This window comes from Aneurinibacillus tyrosinisolvens, from assembly GCF_001015055.1.
Classification (GTDB): Bacteria; Bacillota; Bacilli; order Aneurinibacillales; family Aneurinibacillaceae; genus Aneurinibacillus_A; species Aneurinibacillus_A tyrosinisolvens.
Genome location: NZ_BBWZ01000008.1, coordinates 87,112 through 110,646 on the forward strand (window position 1 = coordinate 87,112; position 23,535 = coordinate 110,646).

The 23,535-nt window shown below is 48.1% G+C and carries 21 protein-coding genes, 1 pseudogene and 1 riboswitch; of the genes and pseudogenes, 16 read left to right on the forward strand and 6 right to left on the reverse strand.

Features of this window, described 5'->3' with window-relative positions:
* Nucleotides 1-8: 8 nt before the first annotated feature.
* From MBEAL2_RS09870 to MBEAL2_RS09880, 3 genes are all read left to right on the forward strand, one after another.
* Nucleotides 9-3,806 carry a dynamin family protein gene (locus tag MBEAL2_RS09870; RefSeq protein ID WP_052947634.1) on the forward strand — a complete coding sequence of 1,266 codons (3,798 nt, stop codon included), beginning with the start codon at nucleotides 9-11 and terminating at the stop codon, nucleotides 3,804-3,806.
* A gap of 94 nt (nucleotides 3,807-3,900) precedes the next feature.
* Nucleotides 3,901-4,326 (forward strand): YugN family protein, encoded by a 426-nt coding sequence (locus MBEAL2_RS09875; RefSeq protein WP_047152125.1) that lies wholly within the window; start codon nucleotides 3,901-3,903, stop codon nucleotides 4,324-4,326.
* A gap of 147 nt (nucleotides 4,327-4,473) precedes the next feature.
* Nucleotides 4,474-4,944, forward strand: coding sequence for a FixH family protein (locus tag MBEAL2_RS09880; protein WP_047152126.1), 471 nt, complete (start codon nucleotides 4,474-4,476; stop codon nucleotides 4,942-4,944).
* A gap of 76 nt (nucleotides 4,945-5,020) precedes the next feature.
* Here the strand turns inward: MBEAL2_RS09880 and MBEAL2_RS09885 are convergent, their stop codons facing one another.
* A complete protein-coding gene (locus tag MBEAL2_RS09885) occupies nucleotides 5,021-5,269 on the reverse strand; it encodes a hypothetical protein (RefSeq protein WP_047152127.1) in 249 nt (82 codons plus the stop codon).
* Nucleotides 5,270-5,406: 137 nt separating this feature from the next.
* The gene (locus tag MBEAL2_RS09890; RefSeq protein ID WP_047152128.1) at nucleotides 5,407-5,832 is read right to left on the reverse strand and encodes a hypothetical protein; all 426 of its coding nucleotides are present in this window, start codon (nucleotides 5,830-5,832) and stop codon (nucleotides 5,407-5,409) included.
* A 203-nt stretch (nucleotides 5,833-6,035) separates the two neighbouring features.
* On the opposite strand from MBEAL2_RS09890, the gene MBEAL2_RS09895 reads away from it, so the two are divergent.
* On the forward strand, nucleotides 6,036-6,539 hold the full coding sequence (locus MBEAL2_RS09895; RefSeq protein ID WP_047152129.1) for a DUF3907 family protein: 504 nt from the start codon (nucleotides 6,036-6,038) through the stop codon (nucleotides 6,537-6,539).
* 75 nt (nucleotides 6,540-6,614) lie between these two features.
* Here the strand turns inward: MBEAL2_RS09895 and MBEAL2_RS09900 are convergent, their stop codons facing one another.
* Complete coding sequence (locus tag MBEAL2_RS09900; RefSeq protein WP_082129875.1) at nucleotides 6,615-8,027, reverse strand: S8 family peptidase; 1,413 nt, start codon at nucleotides 8,025-8,027, stop codon at nucleotides 6,615-6,617.
* A gap of 257 nt (nucleotides 8,028-8,284) precedes the next feature.
* Between MBEAL2_RS09900 and acsA the strand changes: the two genes are divergently transcribed.
* Entirely contained in the window at nucleotides 8,285-10,006 is a 1,722-nt protein-coding gene (gene acsA, locus MBEAL2_RS09905) for an acetate--CoA ligase (RefSeq protein ID WP_047152130.1), read from the forward strand.
* 360 nt (nucleotides 10,007-10,366) lie between these two features.
* Here acsA and MBEAL2_RS33825 read toward each other — a convergent pair.
* Nucleotides 10,367-11,115, reverse strand: a pseudogene (locus MBEAL2_RS33825) (3'-5' exonuclease).
* Between the two features lie 132 nt (nucleotides 11,116-11,247).
* Nucleotides 11,248-11,348: riboswitch (TPP riboswitch) on the forward strand.
* Here MBEAL2_RS33825 and MBEAL2_RS09915 point away from each other — a divergent pair.
* The 4 genes from MBEAL2_RS09915 to thiD all read left to right on the forward strand — a co-directional run bounded on the left by MBEAL2_RS09915 (nucleotide 11,337) and on the right by thiD (nucleotide 14,838).
* On the forward strand, nucleotides 11,337-12,224 hold the full coding sequence (locus tag MBEAL2_RS09915) for an ABC transporter ATP-binding protein (protein ID WP_082129877.1): 888 nt from the start codon (nucleotides 11,337-11,339) through the stop codon (nucleotides 12,222-12,224). (Overlaps the previous riboswitch by 12 nt.)
* Entirely contained in the window at nucleotides 12,221-12,976 is a 756-nt protein-coding gene (locus MBEAL2_RS09920; protein ID WP_047152131.1) for an ABC transporter permease, read from the forward strand. The genes MBEAL2_RS09915 and MBEAL2_RS09920 overlap by 4 nt, the downstream gene beginning before the upstream one ends.
* Before the next feature lie 14 nt (nucleotides 12,977-12,990).
* A complete protein-coding gene (locus MBEAL2_RS09925) occupies nucleotides 12,991-14,016 on the forward strand; it encodes an ABC transporter substrate-binding protein (RefSeq protein ID WP_236692749.1) in 1,026 nt (341 codons plus the stop codon).
* A 21-nt stretch (nucleotides 14,017-14,037) separates the two neighbouring features.
* Nucleotides 14,038-14,838, forward strand: coding sequence for a bifunctional hydroxymethylpyrimidine kinase/phosphomethylpyrimidine kinase (gene thiD, locus MBEAL2_RS09930; RefSeq protein WP_047152132.1), 801 nt, complete (start codon nucleotides 14,038-14,040; stop codon nucleotides 14,836-14,838).
* 37 nt (nucleotides 14,839-14,875) lie between these two features.
* On the opposite strand, the gene MBEAL2_RS09935 is transcribed toward thiD, so the two are convergent.
* Nucleotides 14,876-15,235, reverse strand: coding sequence for a DUF4349 domain-containing protein (locus tag MBEAL2_RS09935; RefSeq protein WP_052947637.1), 360 nt, complete (start codon nucleotides 15,233-15,235; stop codon nucleotides 14,876-14,878).
* Nucleotides 15,236-15,393: 158 nt separating this feature from the next.
* Between MBEAL2_RS09935 and phaQ the strand changes: the two genes are divergently transcribed.
* From phaQ to MBEAL2_RS09950, 3 genes are all read left to right on the forward strand, one after another.
* A complete protein-coding gene (phaQ, locus tag MBEAL2_RS09940) occupies nucleotides 15,394-15,804 on the forward strand; it encodes a poly-beta-hydroxybutyrate-responsive repressor (RefSeq protein ID WP_047152133.1) in 411 nt (136 codons plus the stop codon).
* A gap of 112 nt (nucleotides 15,805-15,916) precedes the next feature.
* Nucleotides 15,917-17,587: a methyl-accepting chemotaxis protein gene (locus MBEAL2_RS09945; RefSeq protein WP_236692750.1), complete on the forward strand. Its 1,671-nt coding sequence runs from the start codon at nucleotides 15,917-15,919 to the stop codon at nucleotides 17,585-17,587.
* Between the two features lie 60 nt (nucleotides 17,588-17,647).
* The gene (locus MBEAL2_RS09950; protein ID WP_047152135.1) at nucleotides 17,648-18,232 is read left to right on the forward strand and encodes a class I SAM-dependent methyltransferase; all 585 of its coding nucleotides are present in this window, start codon (nucleotides 17,648-17,650) and stop codon (nucleotides 18,230-18,232) included.
* A 49-nt stretch (nucleotides 18,233-18,281) separates the two neighbouring features.
* On the opposite strand, the gene MBEAL2_RS09955 is transcribed toward MBEAL2_RS09950, so the two are convergent.
* Nucleotides 18,282-18,734, reverse strand: coding sequence for an acyl-CoA thioesterase (locus MBEAL2_RS09955; protein ID WP_047152136.1), 453 nt, complete (start codon nucleotides 18,732-18,734; stop codon nucleotides 18,282-18,284).
* Nucleotides 18,735-18,917: 183 nt separating this feature from the next.
* Here MBEAL2_RS09955 and MBEAL2_RS09960 point away from each other — a divergent pair, with 183 nt between their 5' ends.
* From MBEAL2_RS09960 to MBEAL2_RS29175, 4 genes are all read left to right on the forward strand, one after another.
* On the forward strand, nucleotides 18,918-19,280 hold the full coding sequence (locus MBEAL2_RS09960) for a hypothetical protein (RefSeq protein ID WP_047152137.1): 363 nt from the start codon (nucleotides 18,918-18,920) through the stop codon (nucleotides 19,278-19,280).
* A 211-nt stretch (nucleotides 19,281-19,491) separates the two neighbouring features.
* Entirely contained in the window at nucleotides 19,492-20,679 is a 1,188-nt protein-coding gene (locus MBEAL2_RS29170; RefSeq protein WP_052947638.1) for a rhomboid family intramembrane serine protease, read from the forward strand.
* A gap of 80 nt (nucleotides 20,680-20,759) precedes the next feature.
* Nucleotides 20,760-22,289, forward strand: a complete 1,530-nt coding sequence (locus tag MBEAL2_RS09970; RefSeq protein WP_047152138.1) for a fumarate hydratase — start codon at nucleotides 20,760-20,762, stop codon at nucleotides 22,287-22,289.
* 80 nt (nucleotides 22,290-22,369) lie between these two features.
* Nucleotides 22,370-23,533 carry a two-component system sensor histidine kinase NtrB gene (locus MBEAL2_RS29175; protein ID WP_052947639.1) on the forward strand — a complete coding sequence of 388 codons (1,164 nt, stop codon included), beginning with the start codon at nucleotides 22,370-22,372 and terminating at the stop codon, nucleotides 23,531-23,533.
* Nucleotides 23,534-23,535 lie beyond the last annotated feature (2 nt).

Genomic DNA, 23,535 nt, shown 5'->3' on the forward strand with positions numbered 1-23,535 from the left:
TGAGTGGAATGATTGAAACGATGGAACCACAGGAGGGTTTGCACAGTAGAACCGTACCTGTTTCTGCCGGCGTGATGTACCGCCGGCTTGAGGTATTTGCCGGACAACTTGCAAAGGCCGGTGATACAAGAAATCAAGCGAGGGCGGAACAGCTCCTTGATAAGCTGCGCAAAAAGGAATACACGGTTGCATTCTGCGGCCATTTCTCGGCAGGAAAATCGAGCATGATTAATGCGTTAATGGGAAGTGAGGTGCTGCCTTCCAGCCCAATCCCAACAAGCGCGAATGTCGTCAAAATTAAAACGGGGAAAAAAGGCGCCCGCATCATTATGAAGGACGGGAGCGCCATTGACTTCGGGGAGGATTATGATTTAACCGAGCTGAAAAAGTATGCGGTAAACGGAAACGAAGTTGAGACGATTGAGGTGTACCATCCTTCTAACCTGTTGAATATGCCGATAAGCATTATGGATACACCGGGCATTGATTCGACAGACGATGCCCATAAAGTGTCTACGGAGTCTTCGCTCCATCTTTCCGATGCGGTACTGTACGTGATGGATTACAACCACGTACAATCTGAAGTTAATTTTCAGTTTACGAAAACGCTAAAGGACTGGGGAAAGCCTGTTTATCTCGTCATTAACCAGATTGATAAGCATGTAGATTTTGAATTGAGCTTCGAGCAGTACAGGCGCAGTGTCGAGGAAGCGTTCAGCCACTGGGATATTAAGCCGGATGGCATTTACTTTACTTCATTGAAAGATGCAGCCCATCCTGAGAATGAATGGCAGGAGCTGCTTGCGAAACTGGGGGACATGTTTAGCCAGAAAGAATCCTTACTTGTCCCGAGCGTGATGAATTCGGCTATGTATTTAGTAGAAGAGCACCGGAAATTTCTGCGGGAACAGACGGCCGAAGAACAGGCTGAATGCGAACGTATTTTACAGGCGTCAGGCATTGAAAACGTTCCTGAGGTATACCGCACGCTGACAGAACGGCTTGCATCCATCCAGGCCCCCGCCCGCCTAATGGAAGAGGAAGCGAAGCAGGAATTGCAGAACATCCTGGATAATGCTCCCCTTGTGCCGTTTGCAACACGCGAACTGGCCCGCCTATTTCTTGAGAGCAGGCAGCCGGGATTTAAGGTAGGATTTCTGTTTTCATCCGGCAAGACGAAAGAAGAACAGAGCAACCGCCTGGCGGCTCTATATGAAGACTTATGCGAAAAAGCTTCCGCACACCTTGAATGGCATAGCAAGGAATTGCTGCGGAAACTTCCGGAAAAGTACGGTTATGATGACACTGCTTACCAGCAGCGGGTAATGGATATGACGGTCGCTTTTTCACCTGAACTGCTCACAGACACGGTTAAGCCTGGTGCTGTAACAAACGGGGAGTACATTCTAAACTATGCTAAAGACGTAGCGGATAAAATAAAAAGCTTATACCGGCGCGCCGCACTTACTATCGTGGATGAAGCCGTTCATGCCATCAGAGAGAAGTCTCTCCATGAGGAGAAGGAGATTAAGCGGGAACTTGCGGCAATGGAAAAAGAAAAAGCCGCCTATGAAGCAATCTCTTCCCTCCAGGAGCAGGAGCAAAGCGCACTCCGGCGTTTGACGCTCACGCTTACCGAAGGGATAGCCGGAGAAGAAGCCGCATCCCTGCCCGGGTACGAGGAGGAACCGGTTGAACGATTGGAGAAATCTGCTCCTGTGCTGTCCCGCACCGCGTCTGCTCGCAAAGGAATTGTGATGGAGCGGCAGGAAGAAGGGCGCAGGGATGTAAACGCTTCTTATTCTTCTGCTATTAACAAGGATTACAGGGGCCACCTTCTCAAGGCATCTTCACTGCTGCGCAGCGGGTCGGCCATGATCAAGGAAGTTCCCGGCCTGGCAGGAGCGTCCGCAGCGATGCATGCGCGTGCGGAAAGGCTGGAGCAGAACCGGTTCACCGTTGCCTTATTCGGGGCGTTCAGTGCCGGAAAATCTTCATTTGCCAATTCTCTGATGGGAGATTTAATTCTGCCTGTGTCACCGAACCCGACAACGGCGGCGATTAATAAAATTCTTCCGCCGGATGATAACAATCCGCATGGAAGCGTAAGGGTACGATTAAAAAATCATAAGGATGTTACGGACGATGTCATCCAATCGCTTGAAGTGTTCGAATTAACAGGGCAAACGGTGCAGGATGCCATTAGCGAGGCGCAAAAGATCGACCCGAAAGAAATTCACCCGGCTGCGAAGCCGCATTACAGCTTTTTGCGTGCGGTGCAAAGAGGGTATGCCGCTATTGAAGAGCAGCTTGGACAGGATTTGATCGTTGGATTGAAGGAATTCCAGGAGTTCGTGGCCCAGGAGGAAAAAGCGTGCTTTGTCGAGTGGATTGAGCTTTACTATGACTGTCCGCTAACGCAGCAGGGAATTATTCTTGTCGATACACCGGGAGCGGATTCGATCAATGCCCGTCATACGGGGGTTGCGTTTGAATACATTAAGAATGCGGATGCGGTCTTGTTCGTGACGTACTATAATCATGCATTCTCTCATGCGGACAGGGAGTTTCTCATTCAGCTTGGCCGTGTAAAAGATACGTTTGCGATGGACAAAATGTTCTTTATCGTGAACGCGGCGGATTTGGCCCATTCCCAGGAAGAATTGGACGGCGTTATCGACCATGTGAAACAAAACCTTGCCACATGCGGCATAGCGCAGCCGAGAATTTATCCTGTTTCCAGCCAGACGGCCCTTCTGGCAAGAATGGAGGAGCGAGGCCGTTTATCCGCCTCAGCAGAACAGATTTATCGCAAACGCCTGGGAATTTCCGAGAGCGATAAGCTGCCGCATACAGAGAGAGCCTTGCGTTTCTCCGGCCTGCACTATTTTGAGGAGCAATTTATTGCCTTTACGCTGGATGAACTCACGCAAATGGCCATGCGTTCCGCGTTTGCTGAGGTATCCCGTACACTGGATACGCTAAAAGAACTTATTGCTGCCGCGCATCAGGACTCGGAAACACGCAGCAGGCAGCTCAAAAAGGCGCAGCGCGAACAAGAAAACGCACTCGAAGCGATCCGGCTGCTGGATGCACAGGTAGAAATTCAAACGCTGGAGAACGAAATTAAAGAACTCGTTTATTACGTGAGACAGCGGGTAATGCTCCGCTTCAGCGAAGGCTTCCGCCATTCGTTCAATCCATCGACACTGCAGAATGACGGGCGAAGCATACAGAAGATGCTGTCAGCCAGCCTCGATGAGTTGTCGCGTTTCTTCGCGTTTGATTTGGCCCAGGAAATGCGTGCAACCGCGCTGCGGGTGGAAAAATTCATGGCGCGTACAGGGAATAAGCTCATTGAGAAAATGAACGCGCGAATGGCGGTCGAACAATTCGAACTGCGCCCATGGGAGCAGCCTGCCTATGAAACGCCGGAGTTCAGCAGCGCCTTTCCGGCAGGCTCCACTTCCGAACTTAAGGGGCCGCTCAGCCTGTTCAAAAATCCAAGGCATTTCTTTGAGCAGGGGGGGCAGGACAAAATGAGAGAGGAATTGGAACACCGTTACCAGGTGCCGGTCCAGGCGTATGTGGATAACAGCCAGCAGAGACTGCATGCGTTCTATGTTCCGGCCTTTACGGATCGGGTGCATGCCGAAAAAATCCGGGCGGCAAATGAAGTGCAGGAGCACTTTGCCGGACTTCTTGCGGTGCTCGGTACACAAATCGATATCGACGGGCTGCAATCGATTCGGGAAGAACTCGTTTTACAGCTAAGCCGCACCATCGAGGAAACAAAGTTCTCCTAAAATGACAATATTTCTCGCAAGCCCTCCATTTTTTTACTATAATAAAAATGGGGATGCAACAGAGTTTATTAAATGACATGGTGGGTGAATGAGGATGAAAATTGTTGAAACAAATTTAGTGGGACAGGAATTTCCTTTCGACTTGCTCGACAGTGTACTGCATGAAATCGGATTTAATCGCGGCTCCATGTTCGAGTATGACTGGGCAGCCTATGACTACACACTGAAAAGCTCGAAAATCGATGAGTACATGTATCTTCGTATTTTTACCCGTGCTACAGCTGGCGTCATTGAGCGCAGCCATTGCACTGTCATGATTTCCGACGTTTTTATTACGGGTGCCAGATACCATGAAGGACTGGATTACAACAAGGAAATCGATAGGAATAGCATCGACCGTTCCCGTGAATTGGTCAGAGAAGTTGCCAACCGGCTAAAAGTAACAGAGAAAGTTGAAATCAATATGCGGGATGCAAGCGCCGCAGACTGTGAAGTGCGCAGCGGTGTTCGCCCTGTCTAAGACAAACCTCGATAGCAAGACCCTCCGGTGTAACAATCGGAGGGTCTTGCTGCTGTTATTGTGTTTTTTTGTTCGAAAACTCTCCACATGACTTTTCTATTGCAGTTGACTACGATAGAAAAGAAATAGGGAAAAGGGGAGAGGGAAATGAAAAAAAAGCCGGGGTTCTGCCCCGCTTTCTTACTCGTATTGCTGCTTACAATGACGGCTTGCAGCGGGGGCAGCGGGCAGGAAGAGCCCTTGGCCGCCGCTGGAATGGGGATCGAATTGAAGCTGCCGGATCACGTCCAATCGGGTCAGAAGGCTGAATATATCGTGAACATTAGGAAGGGTGACCGCCCTGTCGCCGGTGCGCAGGTCGTCGTTAACCTTGAGATGGCTGCCATGGACCATGGAAAAAACGGATTTCGTGCCATAATGACCGAACCCGGACAATATAAAGGACAGGCAGTTCTGCCCATGGGCGGTGAATGGATTGCCTATGTAAAAGTAAAGAAAGCCGGGCAGGAACAGACAAAGAAGTTCCCCTTCAAAGCATCTGGAGATATGCTTTCTCCGCACGAGATGAAAGCGAAAGGGCTAAATGAAGACGGAGCTTTAAAGAACGCGGATTTCTAAAGAGGAAGGGTATAGAAAAAGGAGCATCCCATGCAAGGGTGCCCCTTTTCAGTATATCCGGATCATAAAGCAGATGTTAAGTTAATGAACTGCTGAAAACATTAATTCCATATTCGCGGTCGAGCATCGTATCGTACGCTTTTTCGGTCCAATCGTCGTTTAAAGAAGCAGCGTTTGCTTCTTCAGCCAGCATCGGTTCAACGGCTCTTCTCTGTTGTGGCCCCCTTCTCGAAATCGGCCTGTTCATTTCTTCCACAGGGTTTCTTGAAGAATAGCCTCCACACAACTCGATGATTTCATCCCAGTTGGCAAAACTCATTTTCATTCGTTCTCCCTTCTTTTTGAAATCGTGGCATTGAGTTTATTATTTTGAGCAAGAAGTCGGCAGGCTGGCCTCCTCTCCGCCTATTTTCTACTCATTATATATGAAAAGCAGATTAAATCCAATCATTTTCGGAATATTCATATTCCGGCAGAGGAAGGCCACTGTGAGAGAGTGAAGCTTAGGAGCGTCCGCTGCTTGCCGGATATGATTTCTAAGAACCCCATTTTCTTTTCCTGGTTTATTTCGAAGTGGTGCTTGCGGCGAAGGAGAATTTCATCTTCTTTTATTTCATGAAAAATATTTTCGTTATCATCAAAAAATAAAATTGTTCTTGTTGTATAACATGTAGCATAGCTTCGCAGTACTGTACATGGTCCCTGGTGAATTCGATCCCATCCAAAATACCCGAGCGCCGTTTGCTGGTGCTTTTGCCGGTAAGCGGAAAGAGGGATAACAGAAATATAGATTGGCGAACTTCTCTTTTGTTCATATAATAATTGAGAAACCCGGTTCATTTCTTGTAAATCACGCGTAAGATTTATAAAGCGGATAGAAGGGGGCATACGGACGCAGCTCCTCAATATGTTTTTGTATTAGTATTGCCGTCCGCCTTATCTGCCAAACATATATAGATTAAGAAAGCGTGATTGAAAAGTAAGAATCTTTAAACATTGTGGACTAGCAGAAATAATACTAGGTTAGTTGTAACAAATTTGTTACAATTGCTGTAAAGGGAAGAGAAAATTTAAAGGTTGGAGGGTTTTTTATGCCGGAGACGCAACTGAAAGAAATATGCGAAGAGTCTTATAACAGACTAAAAAAAGTGTGCATGGAATTAGAGAAGTTTTTAAACTCAACTACTTTGGCTGAAATCGTTAAAACCTCCCCGGACCCGGAAGAATACGAAGCCTATTACCGGAACTATCTTTCTGATTTCCGTCATTTGCTAGTGAACGGTGAAAACGCTTACGAAAGGCTAGGCATTTGCCTGCGCCGGGCAACGTTCAATAAGGAATTTGCGGAAGAAGCGCTTTACCTTGTTTACCACACGTGCGTGAATTTGTTTTTTTACCCGAAAGGCGAAGTGTATGAAGAAGACGGGCGCAATTCATACACAGGACGTGACGCTATTATTTTCCATAAAGAAGTCTCCCCAGAAATTAAATCCTTAACCCTTGCTTTATCCAAAGTGTTTGAATACTTGCGTGATGAACTGCAGTATTATGAGACAGACTATGTAACGATGAAACGAATGAGCGCTGTTCATTAAACAGAACAGGCATGTAATAAATCCCCTGGCTATCAAGATGATGGCCAGGGGATTTTTTGTTTTGCATAGAGAGGATTACCTTAGGAAGAGGTGGCGAAGCCAGGAAAAAAATCCGCCATTTGCTACGGGTGCGGGGGGCTGCCCGGTATCCCTTGTCCGCGGGACCCCTGCCATCTCAAGCGCGCGTGATACATCGATGATCCCGTACCCGTATTGCTGATCCCAGCCTGCATCGCCTGCGTCGTGGGCGGACGTACGCATCACCTTCATTACTTGCTCATTCGTTAATGTCGGATTTGCAGAGCGGATGAGGCCCGCAAGGCCGGCCGCATGCGGGCATGCCATTGAAGTTCCGGATAGGGCAGCGTAGTCGCTCATGATATAGGTGCTTGGGATGTCGACTCCGGGGGCGGCAATATCAACCTGCGATCCGTAATTGGAGAAACTGGCACGCTTTCCGCCGGAATCAACAGCGGCGATGCTCATCACTTCCGGATAGGCTGCCGGATAGCTTGGCTGGGCCGTATTATCGTTGCCGGATGCCGCTACCATGACGACGTCTTTGCTGTACGCGTACCGAATGGCATCGTGCAATGCGTTCGAGGGATGGTAATTTCCCACGCTCATGTTAATAACGCTCGCCCCGTGGTCGGTTGCCCATATAATTCCCTGGGCGATGTCCAGAGAGGATCCGCTTCCATCCGCTCCGATTCCTTTTACCGCCATTATCCTACTGTTCCAGTTTATCCCCGCAACGCCTTCCCCATTGTTTGTCCGGGCGGCTATAATTCCTGCGACATGGGTGCCGTGGCCGTTGTCGTCATCCGGGTTATTGCTTCCGTTCAGTACATTGTACCCCTGAACAAGTTTTCCCTGAAATTCAGGGTGCCGCATATCGACCCCTGTGTCGACGGTTGCAATAATGACATTAGGGCTCCCTTTATTGATATCCCAGCCTCTTTCCGCATTAATCATCGGCATGTTCCATTGATAATTTGGGTACAGAGTGTCGTTAGGAACCGTATTTGGCAGAAGGAGGAAGTTAGGCTCCGCAAAAACAACGTCTTTTCTCTTTGAGAAAAAGGAGATTAAGTCATCTGTGGACCGGGTATTTGATTTGAAAATAAAGGTATTGTTGTGCCGGTCTTTGTCCCAGCCGTCGATTTGCCGCAGAATGGACGCGAGTTCATCCGCCGAAGGGGAGTGGTTAAACTTTACGGTTACTTCCCGCTTCATATAATGGCTTTTGCTTTTGCTGTTATGGTGGATTGTAACAATGTGATCGCTGTTATCGAGCTTATTCCGGGCTTCATCGACCTGCCTGATATTGTTTATTTTCGTAAAGTTCGCCTTTACCTGTGTTCCCTGAGCCGCCGGGGGTGCTGTTCTGGGCGATGGCGCCTGCCCTCTTTCCGGTCTGCCAAAAAAGGCGAAAAGTGCAAACAGGACAACAAGCCCTCCCGCCCCATACTTTATAAACCTGTTCATCTGATTTCCTCCTGGCCCTTATGTCTGTATAGTTATAGAGTTTCAATGGCGGAACAATTGTATGAAAGGTTATTTTTTACATGCCTGTTTCTGCAGGCGGCTTCTGTTTTAAAAAAATCGAAAAAAATTATAATCTTTTGAAGGTAATACACATTTCCTGTCGAAATAATCGTATAATGTGTTGTATAACAATTCTCTTTACTGACAAACAGAATTCCCACAGAAGGAATGGAAAACATTAGGATGGAGGTAGGGCAATGGCTACAAAAGAGAAACCACAGGACATTATGCTGTTGGACGATTCAGCAAACCTGAAGAGCTACGATGAGGCTGTACTAAACATGGATTGGAAAGAAATAGAGAAACAATTTTCCTGGCATGAGACTGGAAAAGTCAACATTGTATATGAAGCGATTGATCGCCATGTCGATAACGGAAACGGGGACAAGGTAGCCCTTTTTTATACAGATGGCGAAAGGGATGAACAGTATACGTATGCGCAGCTGCGCCAGCTCTCGAGCCAGTTTGCGAATGGACTCCGTTCACAGGGCGTGCAGAAAGGGGATCGCGTTTTCATTTTTATGCCCCGCAGCCCGGAGCTTTTTATTGCGCTGCTCGGAATCGTTCGGATGGGAGCCATTGCCGGTCCCTTATTTGAAGCGTTTATGGAGGATGCTGTTAAAGACCGCTTGCAGGATAGCGGAGCGGTTGCTGTCGTCACAACACCGGGGCTGTTATACCGGATTGCGGCAGATGCACTTCCCGATCTAAAGCACGTTATTCTTGTCGGGGCCCAGGAGAAGACGGCACCGAATCAATTGTTGTATGAGGAATTGCTAAATATTTCTGATGAATATACGATTGAGTGGGTAGACAGGGAAGATGGACTGCTGCTCCACTACACATCCGGGTCAACCGGAAAGCCTAAAGGCGTGTTCCAGGTGCACGATGCAATGATTCACCAGTATTTATCCGGTAAATGGGTGTACGATTTGCGGGAAGGCGACGTATACTGGTGTACCGCTGATCCGGGCTGGGTAACGGGCACCTCGGGCGGTATGTGGGCGCCATGGCTGAACGGCGTGAGCATCGTGCTGCGCGGAGGGCGTTTTAAGCCGGCTGAGTGGTATGCGACGCTTGAGAAATATAAAGTAAATGTATGGTTTAGTGCCCCGACCGCGCTCCGTATGCTGATGGGTGAAGGGGATGAATTGCCAAAACGATTCGATCTTTCCCACTTGCGCCATGTTCTTTCGGCTGGGGAGCCGTTAAACCCGGAAGTCATTCGCTGGGGACTCGATGTGCTTGGACACCGGATTCACGACAATTGGTGGATGACGGAGACCGGATCGACGATGTGTGCGAATTACCGCTCGATGCCGATTCGGCCGGGTTCCATGGGCAAGCCGCTGCCGGGCATAAAGATGGCTGTTGTCGATGATGAAGGAAATGAACTTCCGCCCAATAGAATGGGCAACCTCGCGATTATGCCGCCATGGCCGGCAATGATGAGGAAAATTTGGAACAACCCGGAAAAATATGAGGAATACTATATGACAGGCTGGTACATGTCAGGGGATTCTGCATATAAAGATGAAGACGGCTATTTCTGGTTTGAGGGGCGCGTAGACGATGTGATTAACACATCGGGCGAGCGGGTTGGCCCTTTTGAAGTAGAAAGCAAGCTGGTGGAGCATCCTTCCGTTGCGGAAGCGGGCGTAATCGGTGTGCCGGATCCGGTGCGGGGCGAAATCATTAAAGCGTTTATTACGCTTCGTGCCGGGTTCGCGGAAACGGAAGAACTGAAGGAAGAAATCCGTATCTTCGTTAAGGAAAGGCTTGCCGCGCATGCAGCGCCCCGCCAGATTGAGTTCAGGGATAAACTGCCGAAAACCCGTTCAGGCAAAATTATGCGCCGTGTCCTGAAGGCCTGGGAGCTTGGTCTGCCGACCGGTGATTTATCCACAATGGAAGAGTAAGGAAGGAAAAAAGAAAGTTCAGTCCACTTGCCTTTCCCTTCCGCGAGGAGGGGGGACTGTCCGCTCCACCTCCCTGCGAGCAGCGCCCACCAAACATCTGGGTAGCTCGGGGAGGGAGACAATGGTGGGCTTCTTCTGCTCTCCGGGAGGTTCCGCTGGGCCCAGAAGGCCGGTCTGCGTGGACTGGCCCTTCCTTTTTTCTGACGCTTCTGACCTTGCGGTCTTTTTCTCTATTACATTAAATCGTCATATATTTTCCTCGACTTTGGAACCTTACGGTCCCATGGCAGGAACAAAAAAAGGGAGAGGAATGCCAGACGTTCCTCTCCCTTTTTTTAGTTCTATAGAGCGAGCTTCGGCTCAGGCAAATCCCGATTCCTGCTGGCGCAGCAAATGCATGGTCTTTATGTAGCTCTCTAAAGCGTGCAGCGTCTGTATCCCCCGCTGCTCCAGTTCGTCCAGGAAATGAAGGAACAGGCGGGCTGTCATAAGAGCGTCTCCGAGCGCTGTATGGCGCCCCTCGACCTGAATCCCGTATTCTTGCAGGAGCACATCAAGATTATGGCTGGAATTCGACGGAAGTAAATGATAGGCAAGCGCCATCGTATCGATCGTTGGATTGTAAAGTTTTGTTTTGCTTATCCGTTTTACTTGCTGTTGATAAAGTTAAGATCAAAATCTGCACAGTGGGCAACGAGATAATAATCCTTGATGAAATGGAGAAATTTATGCAGGATCGGAAGGGCGGACGGAGCGTCTTCCACATCTTTGTCTAAAATTCCGGTAATTTCACTGACAATCGGCGGAATGGCTCTTCCCGGGTAAATCAATTCATGAAAGCTCCTGTTCTCAACGATTCGCCCGTTTTCAATGACAACAGCTCCGATCGAAATCAATTCATCTCCAGCGTACGGGTGAAATCCGGTCGTTTCCGTATCGAAAATAACAAAACGCATGGCTTTCAGGTACTTATCTCTGTATTGCCGCTCCTTAACCTGCGCTGCCATCTTCTGGATGTCATTGATTAATTGGGGATCGAACTGCGGCTTTTCTTTGTAGAAACTCGCGGCGATGTGTTTGATGTACTTGCCCAGCGGAAAAGAGCACATTCGTTTCACATCCTTCTCTAATCGTATAATAGCGCAAAGTATATATAATGTACATACTATTTTAAAAATTTAGACTGCATTTGATTTGTTGACGTTCCTTACTAATACTTGTACGATAGGAATAATTATAAATGTGACCACTAGGGGGGCTTTTAAGCTGAGAGAAGCGTGCGCTTCGACCCTTGGAACCTGATTCGGGTAATACCGGCGTAGGGAAGTGGATGAGGTCGCTGTTATTTTTAACCCGCGCCACTTCCAACCCAGGGAGTGGCGTTTATTTTTGGCAGATAAGGCAAACAACGAAGGTGGAGAGAGCCATTCTTACAGTAAATCATATTTCTTATCATTATCCCGGTTCAAGGGATCTGATTCTGTCTGACGTTTCCTTCACTGTGAGGAAAGGGGAATTTGTTTCGCTCATCGGTGCCAGTGGATCCGGAAAGAGTACGATATTTAGGCTTCTCTCGGGTCTGGCGGATCCGGATGAGGGAAGTATTTCAATTGAAGGGGCCGAGCATGGGAGCAGGTTGGGAAGTGTTGCATTAATGCCGCAGAAAGATTTGCTTCTTCCATGGAGAACGGTGCTTGAAAATGTACTGCTGCCGGTCGAGATTTCCGGGAAAGATCGGGGGCTAAAGAAGGAACAGGCGAGGGAATGGCTCGAACGCTTCGGGCTCAAAGATTACGTGCACCGTTATCCCTCCCAGCTTTCCGGGGGAATGAGGCAGCGCGTGGCTTTTCTTCGCACAATGATGACGGGGGCTGAATTGCTCCTGCTGGATGAGCCGTTTGGAGCCCTTGATACGCTGACGAGGCAGGAGATGCAGACATGGCTGCTCACAATCTGGGAGGAATTCAGGAAAACGGTTGTGTTCATTACGCATGACATAGAGGAAGCCGTTCTCTTAAGCGATAAGGTTCTTGTCCTGTCCGCGAATAAAAGAAACAGTGGGAGTATAACTGAAGAAATCTGCAGGGAGATTACGATCCCTATGGAGCGGCCCCGGCGTCATGAGCTTGTATTTGAACCCGAGTTTATTGCATACCGCCGTTTGTTGAGCGGGTTCATTGGACCGGTGTCCGGCGGCCAAAGAGGGGAAGCAGGATGATGAGAAGGGTGAGAGCGTATTGGCCTGCCTTTGCCTTCTTTCTTGGAATCGTAGCCGTATGGGAGTTTTTCGCCCGAACCGGCGCTGTACCTGCTTTTATACTGCCTGCTCCTACCCAAATAATTGACGCGGTGGTGAGGTACAGCGGCCAGTTATTCGGGGTTCACCTGGCTGCCACGCTGGAAGAGGTTTTTCTGGGGCTCGTACTGTCGATCCTTCTCGCGGTTGGGGTGGCTGTCGCTATGTTTTTCTTCCCGGCAGCGGAAAAGATGCTGTATCCGTCCCTCATTGTTTCACAGACCATTCCTTTAATCGCCATCGCGCCTGTGTTCGCCCTCTGGTTCGGCTATACGCTGTGGTCCAAGGTGGCGGTTGTCGTATTGATCTCCTTCTTTCCACTTGTTGTCAATTTATACGACGGGTTAAAGGCTGGAAGTACAGAAGTGGTTGATTTACTGCGAACGATGGGAGCGACTCGCTGGCAGATTTTTCGAAAAGCACAAGTTCCGATGGCGCTGCCCTCCTTTTTCTCAGGATTAAAAATAGCGGCGGTTTTCAGTGTAACAGGAGCAACGATTGGAGAATGGCTTGGAGCGGAGCAAGGGCTTGGCTATTTCGGCCGGCGAATGTCTTCCACATTACGCGCGGACGGTGTGTTCGCTTCCGTGCTCATTCTCTCATTGCTCGGTATTGTTATGTTCCTCCTTATTTTTTTACTGGAGAGACGATGGTTGCACATAAAAAGAAAATAACTGGGGGTTTATTGATGATGAAAAGAGGCTGGAAGTTGAGTGTTATTTTTGTTTTATTCGCTTCTCTTATGCTGGCGGGATGCGGACAAAAGCAAGCACAGGATCAGGGGCAGGAGAAAGGCGCATCCTCTCCTGTGAAAAAAGAAAAATTAACGATTATGCTCGACTGGTATCCGAATGCTGTTCACTCTTTCCTTTATACTGCGATGAAGAAAGGCTACTTTGCGGCGGAAGGAATCGACCTTCAAATCCAAATGCCGGCGGAAACAAACGATCCTCTGCGCATGGCTGCGGCCAATAAAGTCGATCTTGCCTTTACCTACCAGCCGGAAGTCGCCATTGCCCGGGGAGAGGGTGTGAACGTGAAATCGATCGCAGCGGTCGTACGTCACCCGCTGAATACGGTTCTTGTGCCTGCGGGCAGCGCGGTTAAAACACCAAAGGATTTAGCTGGAAAGAATGTCGGGTATCCTTCCGTTCCGCTTGATGAAATCATCATTAATACAATGATGAAGAAAGACGGGGCAGACGAAAAACAGGTGAAAATGACAGACATCGGATTCGATATTATCCCGGCCATTGCTACGAAGCGGGTGGATGCCGTCATTGGCGGTTACATTAACCATGAACAAATTCTTCTGGATAAACAGGGGGTTCCTGTTCGCAGCATCCCGCTGACTAAATACGGAGTACCGGATTATTATGAACTTGTCATTGTAACAAGTGACAGCACAGCGAACGAGAAGAAAGATTTGCTTCGCCGTTTCTGGAAAGCAGCGGCGAAAGGACAGCAGGAAGTTGCACAGAATAAGGCAGAAGGATTGGCAAATCTTCTTGAAAACCAGAAACAGGAATTTCCGCTTGAAAAAGATGTAGAGGAAAAAAGTTTAAATATCCTTCTTCCGCTTATGTCTGATAACGAAAGCCAATTTGGAAGCCAAAGCGAACAAAAATGGCAGGAAGTAATAAACTGGCTCAAAGAGAAGAAACAGGTTAAAGGGGAAATTGCGGCGAAAGATTGTTTTGTTACAATGGAGTAAACCGAGATAGGAGAGAGTCAGATGGCAGTTTATAAAGCATTAACGATCGCGGGTTCGGACAGCGGCGGCGGAGCGGGAATACAGGCAGACTTGAAAACCTTCCAGGAACTTGGCGTATACGGCATGTCCGTACTAACCGCACTGACAGCACAAAATACAAGAGGAGTACACGGTGTAATGGCGGTGCCGCCTGCATTCGTAGAGCAGCAAATAGATGCCGTTCTGTCTGATTTGGGAACGGATGCAGTAAAGACGGGGATGCTATTTGATAGCGCCATTATTGAAACAGTAGCACGGAAGCTAAGAGAATATCATGTTCCTAATTATGTGCTTGACCCGGTCATGATTGCCAAAGGGGGTGCCTCCTTACTGTTGGATGAAGCCGTTGCCGCGGTAAAGGATCAACTTCTTCCGCTTGCTACCGTTGTAACACCAAACATTCCGGAAGCAGAGGTACTTACTGGCCTAAAAATTGAAACAGTGGAAGATATGAAGGAAGCAGCACGGGTGCTGCTTCGCCTTGGGGCGCAAAACGCTGTGGTCAAAGGCGGGCACGGCACAGGCAGCCAGGTGACAGACGTGCTGTATGACGGGGAGCGGTTTGTTGAATTAACGGAAGCGAGATTTGATACTCCGCACACACATGGAACAGGCTGTACGTTTGCCGCCGCCGTAACGGCCGGGCTGGCAGCCGGCAAAACCGTAGAAGAAGCGGTATCGCAAGGGAAAAGCTTCATTACAGCAGCCATTTGCCACCCGCTGGGCATTGGGAGTGAGCACGGTCCCACAAACCACTGGGCATACAGGGCAAACAACAAATAAGCACGAGTAGGCGAGAAAAAAGTGACGGGGCGCCCCGTCACTTTTTTACTGGTGTCTTTGTTTTTTCGACCGCTTCTCTAAGCGCTCTTAGTTCAGTAAGGATATCGTCATCCAGTCGTTCGTCCAGCTTTTCTACCTTCTCCTCAAGCTGGATAACGAGTTCGGCAACCCGGGCGATTTCATTTTTATTTGGGATGTTGTTCTCGTAGAGTACTTGATCGGCCATTTTCTTATACTGGTCTTGTGAGTAAAAAAACCACTTCTGGTATTCCCCCATTAAGGCCGAATATTCATTTGTCTTTACCCAATCATCCATTGACTTTCCCCATGTTTTTTCCATCATGTCATACCAGCTTTTCCACATCTGGACCGGATCGAATGTTTGATCAGACAGCATATGAATCCCTCCTGTTCTCTAATTCCTCTCTTTATCTATATTAATTGCAGCAGGGAAAATATACAAATAGATTGCAAAAAAAAATTAAATTATAGGAATTTTCCCGGTTTCGTTCTCGTATAGTAGAACGGATATAACAAAACAGGGGGGAGTAAAGCGTGGAAAATCGCAGAGAGGCAATTGCGAAGGATAAAGCTGGAGTAGAAGGCACGCCGAAAACTCTGCTTGTGCCCTGTGTTTTGCTTTTGCTCCGGAAAGTGAGTGTGCACGGGTATCAAATCATACAGGAACTCGTTGATTTCGGCTTTTCTTCTATTGATCATGGATACGTATATCGTATTTTACGGCAATTAGAAAATGATAACCTTGTAAATTCACACTGGGAACTATCGACCGGCGGCCCGCCTAAACGGATTTATTCTATAACTTCGGCTGGAAATGAGTACCTGGACATGTGGTCCACTACGCTCGAAAAATATCAATATACACTTTCTCGCTTTTTTAGCATGTATGAGCGTGTTCTCTTTCCAGATCAGGTAGAGCAGGAAGAAATGAAAAAAAATGTATAATTTCGCAACTTTTTTCGACAACATAAGATAAAATAGGGCAAAAGTATGGAATTAAATAGGACCAAAGTATAAGATATAGGTGATTGTCTATACATCTGGGGGGATAAACTTGTTGCAGCGATTTAATGATGTATCCATTCGGCTAAAGCTTACCATCACCATCCTTATTATCACGCTCATCCCGTTAATGGCTGCCGGATTTTTAAGCTATCGTTCGGCCTACAACAGCGTATATGAGATGACGGTGCAGGATCTGAAGTACATTACTGCCGTTAAAGGAAAAGAGCTGGCGCCTTTTGTAAAAGAGGGGGAATCCGGAACAGCAGCTTCGAGCCGGATTGCTGCGATTGTAAACGATGTGAAAGAAAACTATTATGGGTCTAATGGATTACAGGGGTACGCGTATATTATTGACAGAAACGGAACCGTTCTCTATCACCCGGATTCAAAAACGGCGGGCACTTCCATAGCGAAAGAGAAGTTTGCCCAGGACATCCTGCAGCAAAGGACAGGCTATCTGACTTATATGTGGAAGGGAGAAGAGAAGATTGCGTCTTTTGCTGAGCTGCCGAATGGCTGGGAACTTGTTGTCGGCAGTTACATGAAGGACATGATGAAACCGCTTTACGTTATTCGTACAGAGATGTTTGTCATTAGCTTACTGGCATCCGTGCTGGCCCTCGTTGCAGGTTATTTTATCGTAAACAGGCTGACAAGGCCGATGAGAGACCTGGTCGGTGCAATGGAGAAGGCGGAAGCCGGGGATGTTACTGTCTACGTAGAGCCTGATTCACGCGATGAAATCGGAAAGCTTACCGATATTTTTAATCAGATGATTACCCAGTTCCGCAACATGCTCAGGCAGGTGCATGAGGTATCCGAACAGGTAGCCGCTTCTTCTGAACAGCTTACGGCGAGCGCACTTGAGAGCACCCGTGCATCCGAACAAATTTCCGTTGCGGCACAGGAAATCGCATCGGGCTCAGAAGGACAGATGGAGAGTGTAGACAAGACAACAAGGGCGCTGCATGGGATGGGAAGCAGCATGAAGGAAATTGCAAGCAAAATCCTGGCCGTAGAGCATGATTCCACGATCGCGACGAATTACGCCCATAATGGCGAAGCTTCTCTCAAGAAGGTCGTCTGGGAAATGAACGATATTTCACAGAAGGTAAGCGATACCGAACAACAAATCCGTGAGCTTGGAAACCGATCGGAGTCCATAAAAGGAATTATTAGGACGATTCATGAGATCAGTGAACAAACAAACCTGCTTGCACTTAATGCGGCAATCGAAGCTGCGCGTGCAGGTGAGCAGGGAAAGAGCTTTGCTGTTGTAGCTCAGGAGGTTCGTAAACTGGCTGAACAATCCGGAAATTCAGCAGCTGAAATTGCTGTGCTTATCTCCGATATTCACGCGAAAATCGGGATGGCTGTTGTATCGATGTCCGAAAGCAGCCAGGCAGTAAGCGAAGGCCGTGCGGTTGTTGAAAATGCGGGCAGCGCGTTTTCAAATATTTTAAAGGCGATCGATGATGTGAATAAACAAATTGCGAAGGTTACAGCTTCCTCGGAGTTGATTTCACAACAAACCGATCAGATGGTAAAGCTTGGGGATGAAATCCACCAGTTGGCTTCCATCGCTGCTTCCGATACCCAGGAAGTGGCTGCCGCTTCGCAGGAGCAGACAGCTACGATGCAGGAGATTAATGCCGCTTCTGAAGTGCTCGCACGAATGGCGGAAGAACTTCAAACATATGTAAACCGATTTAAAATTTCATAGTGGTAGAATTCCCCCTTCAAATTCGCTAGAATTGAAGAAGAAACAGATGGGGGTGCGGAAATGGATTATGTTGAGCGCAATCGCGCTTCATTTGATAAACTGGCAAATAAAACGGGAATGAAATGGCGCCACCGAGAGTTAACCATCCAGTTTGTATCAGCCTTTCAGATGCTGCTCGGGGGCAATCGGGTACTGGACCTCGGGTGCGGTGCAGGGCATGATGCTCTCCGGCTAAAACGATATGATTTACAGGTCCAGGGTTTGGACATTAGCGAGGTTATGCTTGAGCATGCCAAGCAGCAGGTTCATGGGGTTGAGTTTATCCAGGGAGACTTCAGGCAGATTCCGACGGGGGACGGATTATACGATGGGGTATGGGCGAACGCCTCGCTTATTTACTTGACCGCGGAGGATTTGCACAGGGCGCTTGACGAAGTATGCCGTGTAATGAAGCCCGACGGAGTTTTCTTCTCCTCCTACCGGATTGGCGAGGGAGCGCAGGTAATCGATAACATTTTCTGTCAAATGTATGGCGAGCAGGAAGTCGAGCAAATCTTGCGTTCACACGGATTTAGAATTTTTGACCGGACGAGGACAGGAACCGAAGGGGAAATCTTTCTAAGCTTATATGCCATAAAACAATAAAAACCAGGAGAGATGGACAGGGAGAGCCGTCTCTTCTGGTTTTTTCTTGCTATCGCGGGAATTGTTCCTTCATGATTTTTCTTCGGCGGTTCCGGATTTCGTAGCGGTCTTTTGCTGTGCGGTAATTCCAGCGTTCTTCCTCAGTTTCGGGAAGCACCGGCGGAACCTCGATCGGCTTGTTGTTCTCATCAAGAGCGACGAACGTCAGGTAAGCCTGGGATGTAAGACGCCTCTCTCCTGTTAATAAGTTCTCCGCTTCTGCTTTGACGTAAATCTCCATCGAGGTATTATGGGTCCAGGAAACATAGCCCTCAAGGCAAATCGCTTCTCCGGTGCGAATGGGAGCAAGAAAATCAAGGCTGTCGCTGGAAGCGGTGACAACCTGGCTGCGGCAGTGGCGCATGGCAGCAATGCTTGCTACCTTATCCATATAAGCCATTACATTCCCGCCGAAAATAGTGCCGTGGTAATTTGTATCCGGGGGCAGTACGATGTCAGTCAGAACGGTACGGGATTCACTCGTTTTTTTCCTTGCAAAATAAAGTCACCTCAACTAAATAGATAAATGAATAACTAGGCCAAAACCTAATTTTATCACAAAATAGGCAAACGTCGTGGCTGAATGTCCCGGTTATGAATACAGTGTAAAAGATTCATGACAACGAGACAATTGGAGGAGGTACACGTGAATTACTATCATAATCCAATAAGTGCAGGCACTGTTTATACGGAGGTAGACGTTACCAAGTATCATTATCATATGGAAAAAATGAAGTACTATGAGCACAAATGCCATAAGCACGCCCACCACAAGAAGTGCTACAAGAAATACTACAAACATTACTGCCACCATAAAAAAATGTATCACCATTACCACAACAAATACTATCCTGGCATGCCGGCAGCCCCTGTATCACCGATAATGCAGTACCCGGTGCAAATGGCCCCTAATGTCCAGTATCCGGCACAAATGGCCCCTAATGCCCAGTACCCGATGCAAATGGCTCCCAATGCCCAGTATCCGAATGCCCAGTCCCCGGGGTACTAAAAAAGTGTCATAAATGCGCTCAACCCCACTGTACGGGGCGATCTGGCTCAAGCGGTTTTTAATAGCACATTGTTTCTAAAAAGTACCCGTTTCTGTCCGCCTGGAAAGAATGGGTGCTTTTTGTTATGTGTGTACGAGAAACTGTTTGTTTATTTTTGATGCAGGGTCTATTTATAATATATACATACCCTTTTGGAAAGGAAAGAATAGCTTGGAGATACATGCAGCGAACCAATTTATGTGGAAAATCGCATACCGGCTTGTGAGAGAGTATGCTTACACCGTTCTCCACTCGGACAGCGATTCCATTCATCTTATGCGGCATAAGGGGCGGAGCAGCCAATATGTGCAGCTGCGGCTGTGCGATTTTCTCTGGGGTGCTACTGTACACAATTATCTTGAAGAAACGGCGGCCAGGCTTGAAGGCATAAGGCAGCAAATCGGTGTAAGAACGGTAAAAGGATTTGTTGTTTTTATTATGCGGCAGCCTTTTTTAGGGGCGGCTGAAGAAACCGTGCACAAGCAGCCGGGCATAGACGAGCTTGGTATTTCTCTTTCTCCTGCAGCATACGTACCCGAAGAGCGGCAGTGGGTAACAGGGGGGCAATACACGAGTGCAGAAAGCGCTATACTGGAACGGCTCTTTACGGAGACAACGGTATCCGAAACAGATCCTCCCGCACCTTTTTGGGCAAATGAAATTGAACAGTGGGAAATTCGGAAACAAAGGGAAATCGAGGCCGTTTTTTTCTACGGAAAGCCAAGGGTAACCTACGTCTTCCTCATTCTTATCGCAACGGTGTTTATCCTCATGGAATTGAGCGGCGGCAGTCAGAATATGGATGTGCTTATTTCTTTCGGCGCCAAATACAATCCGCTCATTCAAGCGGGGGAATGGTGGCGGTTTATTACCCCTATTTTTTTGCATATTGGTTTTATGCATATTTTATTTAACGGAATGGCGCTCCATTCACTTGGTACACTTACAGAACAGCTATACGGACCGATCCGGTTTTTTTTCATCTATATGGCAGCCGGAATTTGCGGTGTGACGGCAAGCTATGTTTTTTCGCCTAATCTTTCAGCCGGAGCTTCCGGTGCAATCTTTGGCCTGTTTGGTTCACTGCTTTATTTTGGAACGCAAAACAGGCAGTTGTTTTATCGCACGCTGGGGAGCAACGTGCTGTTCGTGCTCGGGATTAATCTTGTCATTGGATTCCTTTATCCGAACGTGATTGATAATTTTGCCCACCTGGGCGGTTTGTTCGGCGGCTTCCTTAGCTCGGCGGTGGCGGGGATGCCCGGACGCCCGCGGCAGCCGGGGCAAAAGCTTGGTGCGGCTGCCCTTCTGCTTTTTCTCCTCTGGATCGGAATGCAGTCCGGCGGGTGGCAGCCTTAGAAGAAAATCTTCCCCCTTCCTGTAATGTTGATTATAATAGAAAGTGGAGAGTTATTTTACGCAAAGAAGGGGTAGGAGCAATGAACCAATTCAAAGATAGCGTTTACCAATTGATAGTGGAAACATCAACTAACTTACCGCCCGATGTACGAAAAGCAATTGCTGCCGCACGTAAACAGGAAAATGCCGGAACCCGTTCCGCTCTTTCACTTACGACCATTGCCCAGAACATCGAGATGGCTGAGAATAATATTTCCCCGATCTGCCAGGATACAGGGATGCCTACGTTTGAAATTCATACACCTGTCGGCGCTAACCAGATTGAGATGAAGAAAGCAATTCATGAAGCGATTGAGCTTGCCACAAAAAACGGCAAACTCCGTTCGAATTCAGTTGACTCGTTAACAGGTGAGAACAGCGGGACGAATCTTGGACCTGGAACACCGGTTGTTCACTTCTCCCAGTGGGAGAAGGATGAAATTGAAGTAAAGCTGATCCTTAAAGGCGGCGGATGTGAAAATAAGAACATTCAGTACAGCTTGCCTGCAGAGTTGGAAGGCCTGGGAAAAGCGGGGCGTGATTTGGATGGAATCCGGAAATGCATTCTGCACAGCGTCTATCAGGCACAGGGACAGGGCTGCAGCGCGGGCTTCATCGGCGTAGGCATCGGCGGTGACCGCACTTCAGGTTATGGGCTTGCGAAGGAACAGCTATTCCGCAAAGTAGATGATGTAAATCCAATTCCAGAACTGACTGAACTTGAGTCCTATGTAATGGACAAAGCGAATGAACTTGGCATCGGAACGATGGGCTTCGGCGGTGAGACAACCCTATTAGGCTGTAAAATCGGGGTAATGAATCGTCTTCCGGCCAGCTTCTATGTATCTGTCGCTTATAACTGCTGGGCATTCCGCCGCCAGGGAGTAACGATGGATGCAGCGACCGGCGAAATCAAGGGCTGGCTGTATAAAGAGGGAACTGTTGATCTTCATGAAGGCGTTGCCGCACCTGCTGAAACGGAAGAACGCCGCGAGGTTGTACTCCAGTACCCCATTACGGAGGAGCAAATTCGCAGCCTGAAGGTTGGAGATGTTGTTAAAATTAATGGACTGATTCATACAGGGCGCGACGCTTTCCATAAATATATGATGGATCATGACTGCCCGGTTGATTTGAACGGCGGGGTAATTTATCACTGCGGCCCGGTTATGATGAAAGACGATGCCGGTGAGTGGCACGTGAAAGCGGCAGGCCCGACAACAAGCATCCGCGAGGAACCATACCAGGCCGATATCATGAAGAAATTTGGGATTCGTGTTGTCATCGGTAAAGGCGGCATGGGACCGAAAACACTCAAAGGGCTCCAGGAGCATGGTGGTGTTTACTTAAATGCCATTGGCGGTGCCGCCCAGTACTATGCGGATTGTGTGAAAAAGGTTGAAGGCGTAGACCTCATGGAGTTTGGTATGCCGGAAGCTATGTGGCATTTGCAGGTTGAAGGGTTTACTGCCATCGTAACGATGGATTCCCACGGAAACAGCCTTCATGCGGATGTAGAAAAGAATTCTTTAGAGAAGCTAGCCGGGTTTGCCGAACCGGTGTTTAGCTAATTTTGTTGGAATACAGCAAAAAGCCAGCGTACAATTTGCTGGCTTTTTTGTCATGAACACTGGAAAAAGGGGCAAAGGTGATGAGTGTTAAAATCCCATACCGTGTGCTGGGGAAGCTGGCGTACACGATTGTTGATGCGCATAATGATATGTTGAACCACTGCGGAAAATTTGCGGGTAAACTGGCATCATGGGGGATGGCAAATGATACATGCCGTTTTGTCCGTGCCCGGCGGACCTTTTATCTGCTGTACTTGATTTTTTACAATGAACAGGTGCTGCGCGCGAGGCGGGAATCGATCGACCAGGCTTATACACTCGGATATAAGGCAGAAGAGAGCGGTATCGCTTTCCAGGATATTCTTGCTGTTGCCAATCATTATCGCAGGGCATTTATGGGTGGCATTAGAAAATTATTTCGGCAGCATGAATTGTCTGCCTACGAAAAAGCGGAAAGTGTGATTGATGAATTCATCGATCAATTCCAGCTCGGTTATTTGACGAAAAAGGAAAACACGATTGAACGTTTGCACGAACAAAAAATGGTCATCATGGGCCAAATGGCCGCAGGGATGGCACATGAGGTAAGGAACCCATTATCTGCGATTGAAGGATTTCTTACGCTTATCGGTGAAGATAAGGAAGGCGTAAAGAAGAAGCACCAGGAATACATTCGCATCGTGCTCCAGGAAACAAAGCAAATTAACCGGATTGTCACACAGTTTCTCCAGTTCTCACGCAAAGGCCATGCAGAGGCACATGCGCCTGCGGACGAATCGATTTGCTCCCTGCTTCTGGAAGTGAAAGAGTTTGTAGAGCCACGGACGATTAATGACAACATTTTCTTTACCATGGAACTGCCGGAAGAAGACTTTACCGTACGCGTACATAAAGAGGAAATAAAACAGGTTCTTTTGAATATTATTCATAACGCTTTTGAAGCTGTCCATAACAAAGAAGAGCGCCGGGTACAGGTTAAGGTAAACGGGCAATTGTCCGGGCAAGGGGCAGAAATTACTATTTTGGATAACGGCTGTGGAATTCCCGCCTATGTTCTCGATAAGGTATTCGAACCGTTTTACTCTACGAAAGTTTCAGGTACAGGCATCGGCCTTGCCCTGAGCCGGGAACTCATTCGCAAAAACGAGGGGGAAATCCAGGTGCAATCGGGGGAGAGCGGTACGGCCTTTACGATTTATATTCCGGCATCCTTATCGAACAATAAGAAAAAGGAGGAAATATGAAA

Bases quoted from the DNA above. Each gene is read 5' to 3' on its own strand.
- MBEAL2_RS09870 (WP_052947634.1), top strand. From the start codon at position 9: ATGATTGAAACGATGGAACCACAGGAGGGTTTGCACAGTAGAACCGTA.
- MBEAL2_RS09875 (WP_047152125.1), top strand. From the start codon at position 3,901: ATGAAAATTGTTGAAACAAATTTAGTGGGACAGGAATTTCCTTTCGAC.
- MBEAL2_RS09880 (WP_047152126.1), top strand. From the start codon at position 4,474: ATGAAAAAAAAGCCGGGGTTCTGCCCCGCTTTCTTACTCGTATTGCTG.
- MBEAL2_RS09885 (WP_047152127.1), bottom strand. From the start codon at position 5,269: ATGAAAATGAGTTTTGCCAACTGGGATGAAATCATCGAGTTGTGTGGA.
- MBEAL2_RS09890 (WP_047152128.1), bottom strand. From the start codon at position 5,832: ATGCCCCCTTCTATCCGCTTTATAAATCTTACGCGTGATTTACAAGAA.
- MBEAL2_RS09895 (WP_047152129.1), top strand. From the start codon at position 6,036: ATGCCGGAGACGCAACTGAAAGAAATATGCGAAGAGTCTTATAACAGA.
- MBEAL2_RS09900 (WP_082129875.1), bottom strand. From the start codon at position 8,027: ATGAACAGGTTTATAAAGTATGGGGCGGGAGGGCTTGTTGTCCTGTTT.
- acsA (WP_047152130.1), top strand. From the start codon at position 8,285: ATGGCTACAAAAGAGAAACCACAGGACATTATGCTGTTGGACGATTCA.
- MBEAL2_RS09915 (WP_082129877.1), top strand. From the start codon at position 11,337: ATGAGGTCGCTGTTATTTTTAACCCGCGCCACTTCCAACCCAGGGAGT.
- MBEAL2_RS09920 (WP_047152131.1), top strand. From the start codon at position 12,221: ATGATGAGAAGGGTGAGAGCGTATTGGCCTGCCTTTGCCTTCTTTCTT.
- MBEAL2_RS09925 (WP_236692749.1), top strand. From the start codon at position 12,991: ATGATGAAAAGAGGCTGGAAGTTGAGTGTTATTTTTGTTTTATTCGCT.
- thiD (WP_047152132.1), top strand. From the start codon at position 14,038: ATGGCAGTTTATAAAGCATTAACGATCGCGGGTTCGGACAGCGGCGGC.
- MBEAL2_RS09935 (WP_052947637.1), bottom strand. From the start codon at position 15,235: ATGCTGTCTGATCAAACATTCGATCCGGTCCAGATGTGGAAAAGCTGG.
- MBEAL2_RS09950 (WP_047152135.1), top strand. From the start codon at position 17,648: ATGGATTATGTTGAGCGCAATCGCGCTTCATTTGATAAACTGGCAAAT.
- MBEAL2_RS09970 (WP_047152138.1), top strand. From the start codon at position 20,760: ATGAACCAATTCAAAGATAGCGTTTACCAATTGATAGTGGAAACATCA.
- MBEAL2_RS29175 (WP_052947639.1), top strand. From the start codon at position 22,370: ATGAGTGTTAAAATCCCATACCGTGTGCTGGGGAAGCTGGCGTACACG.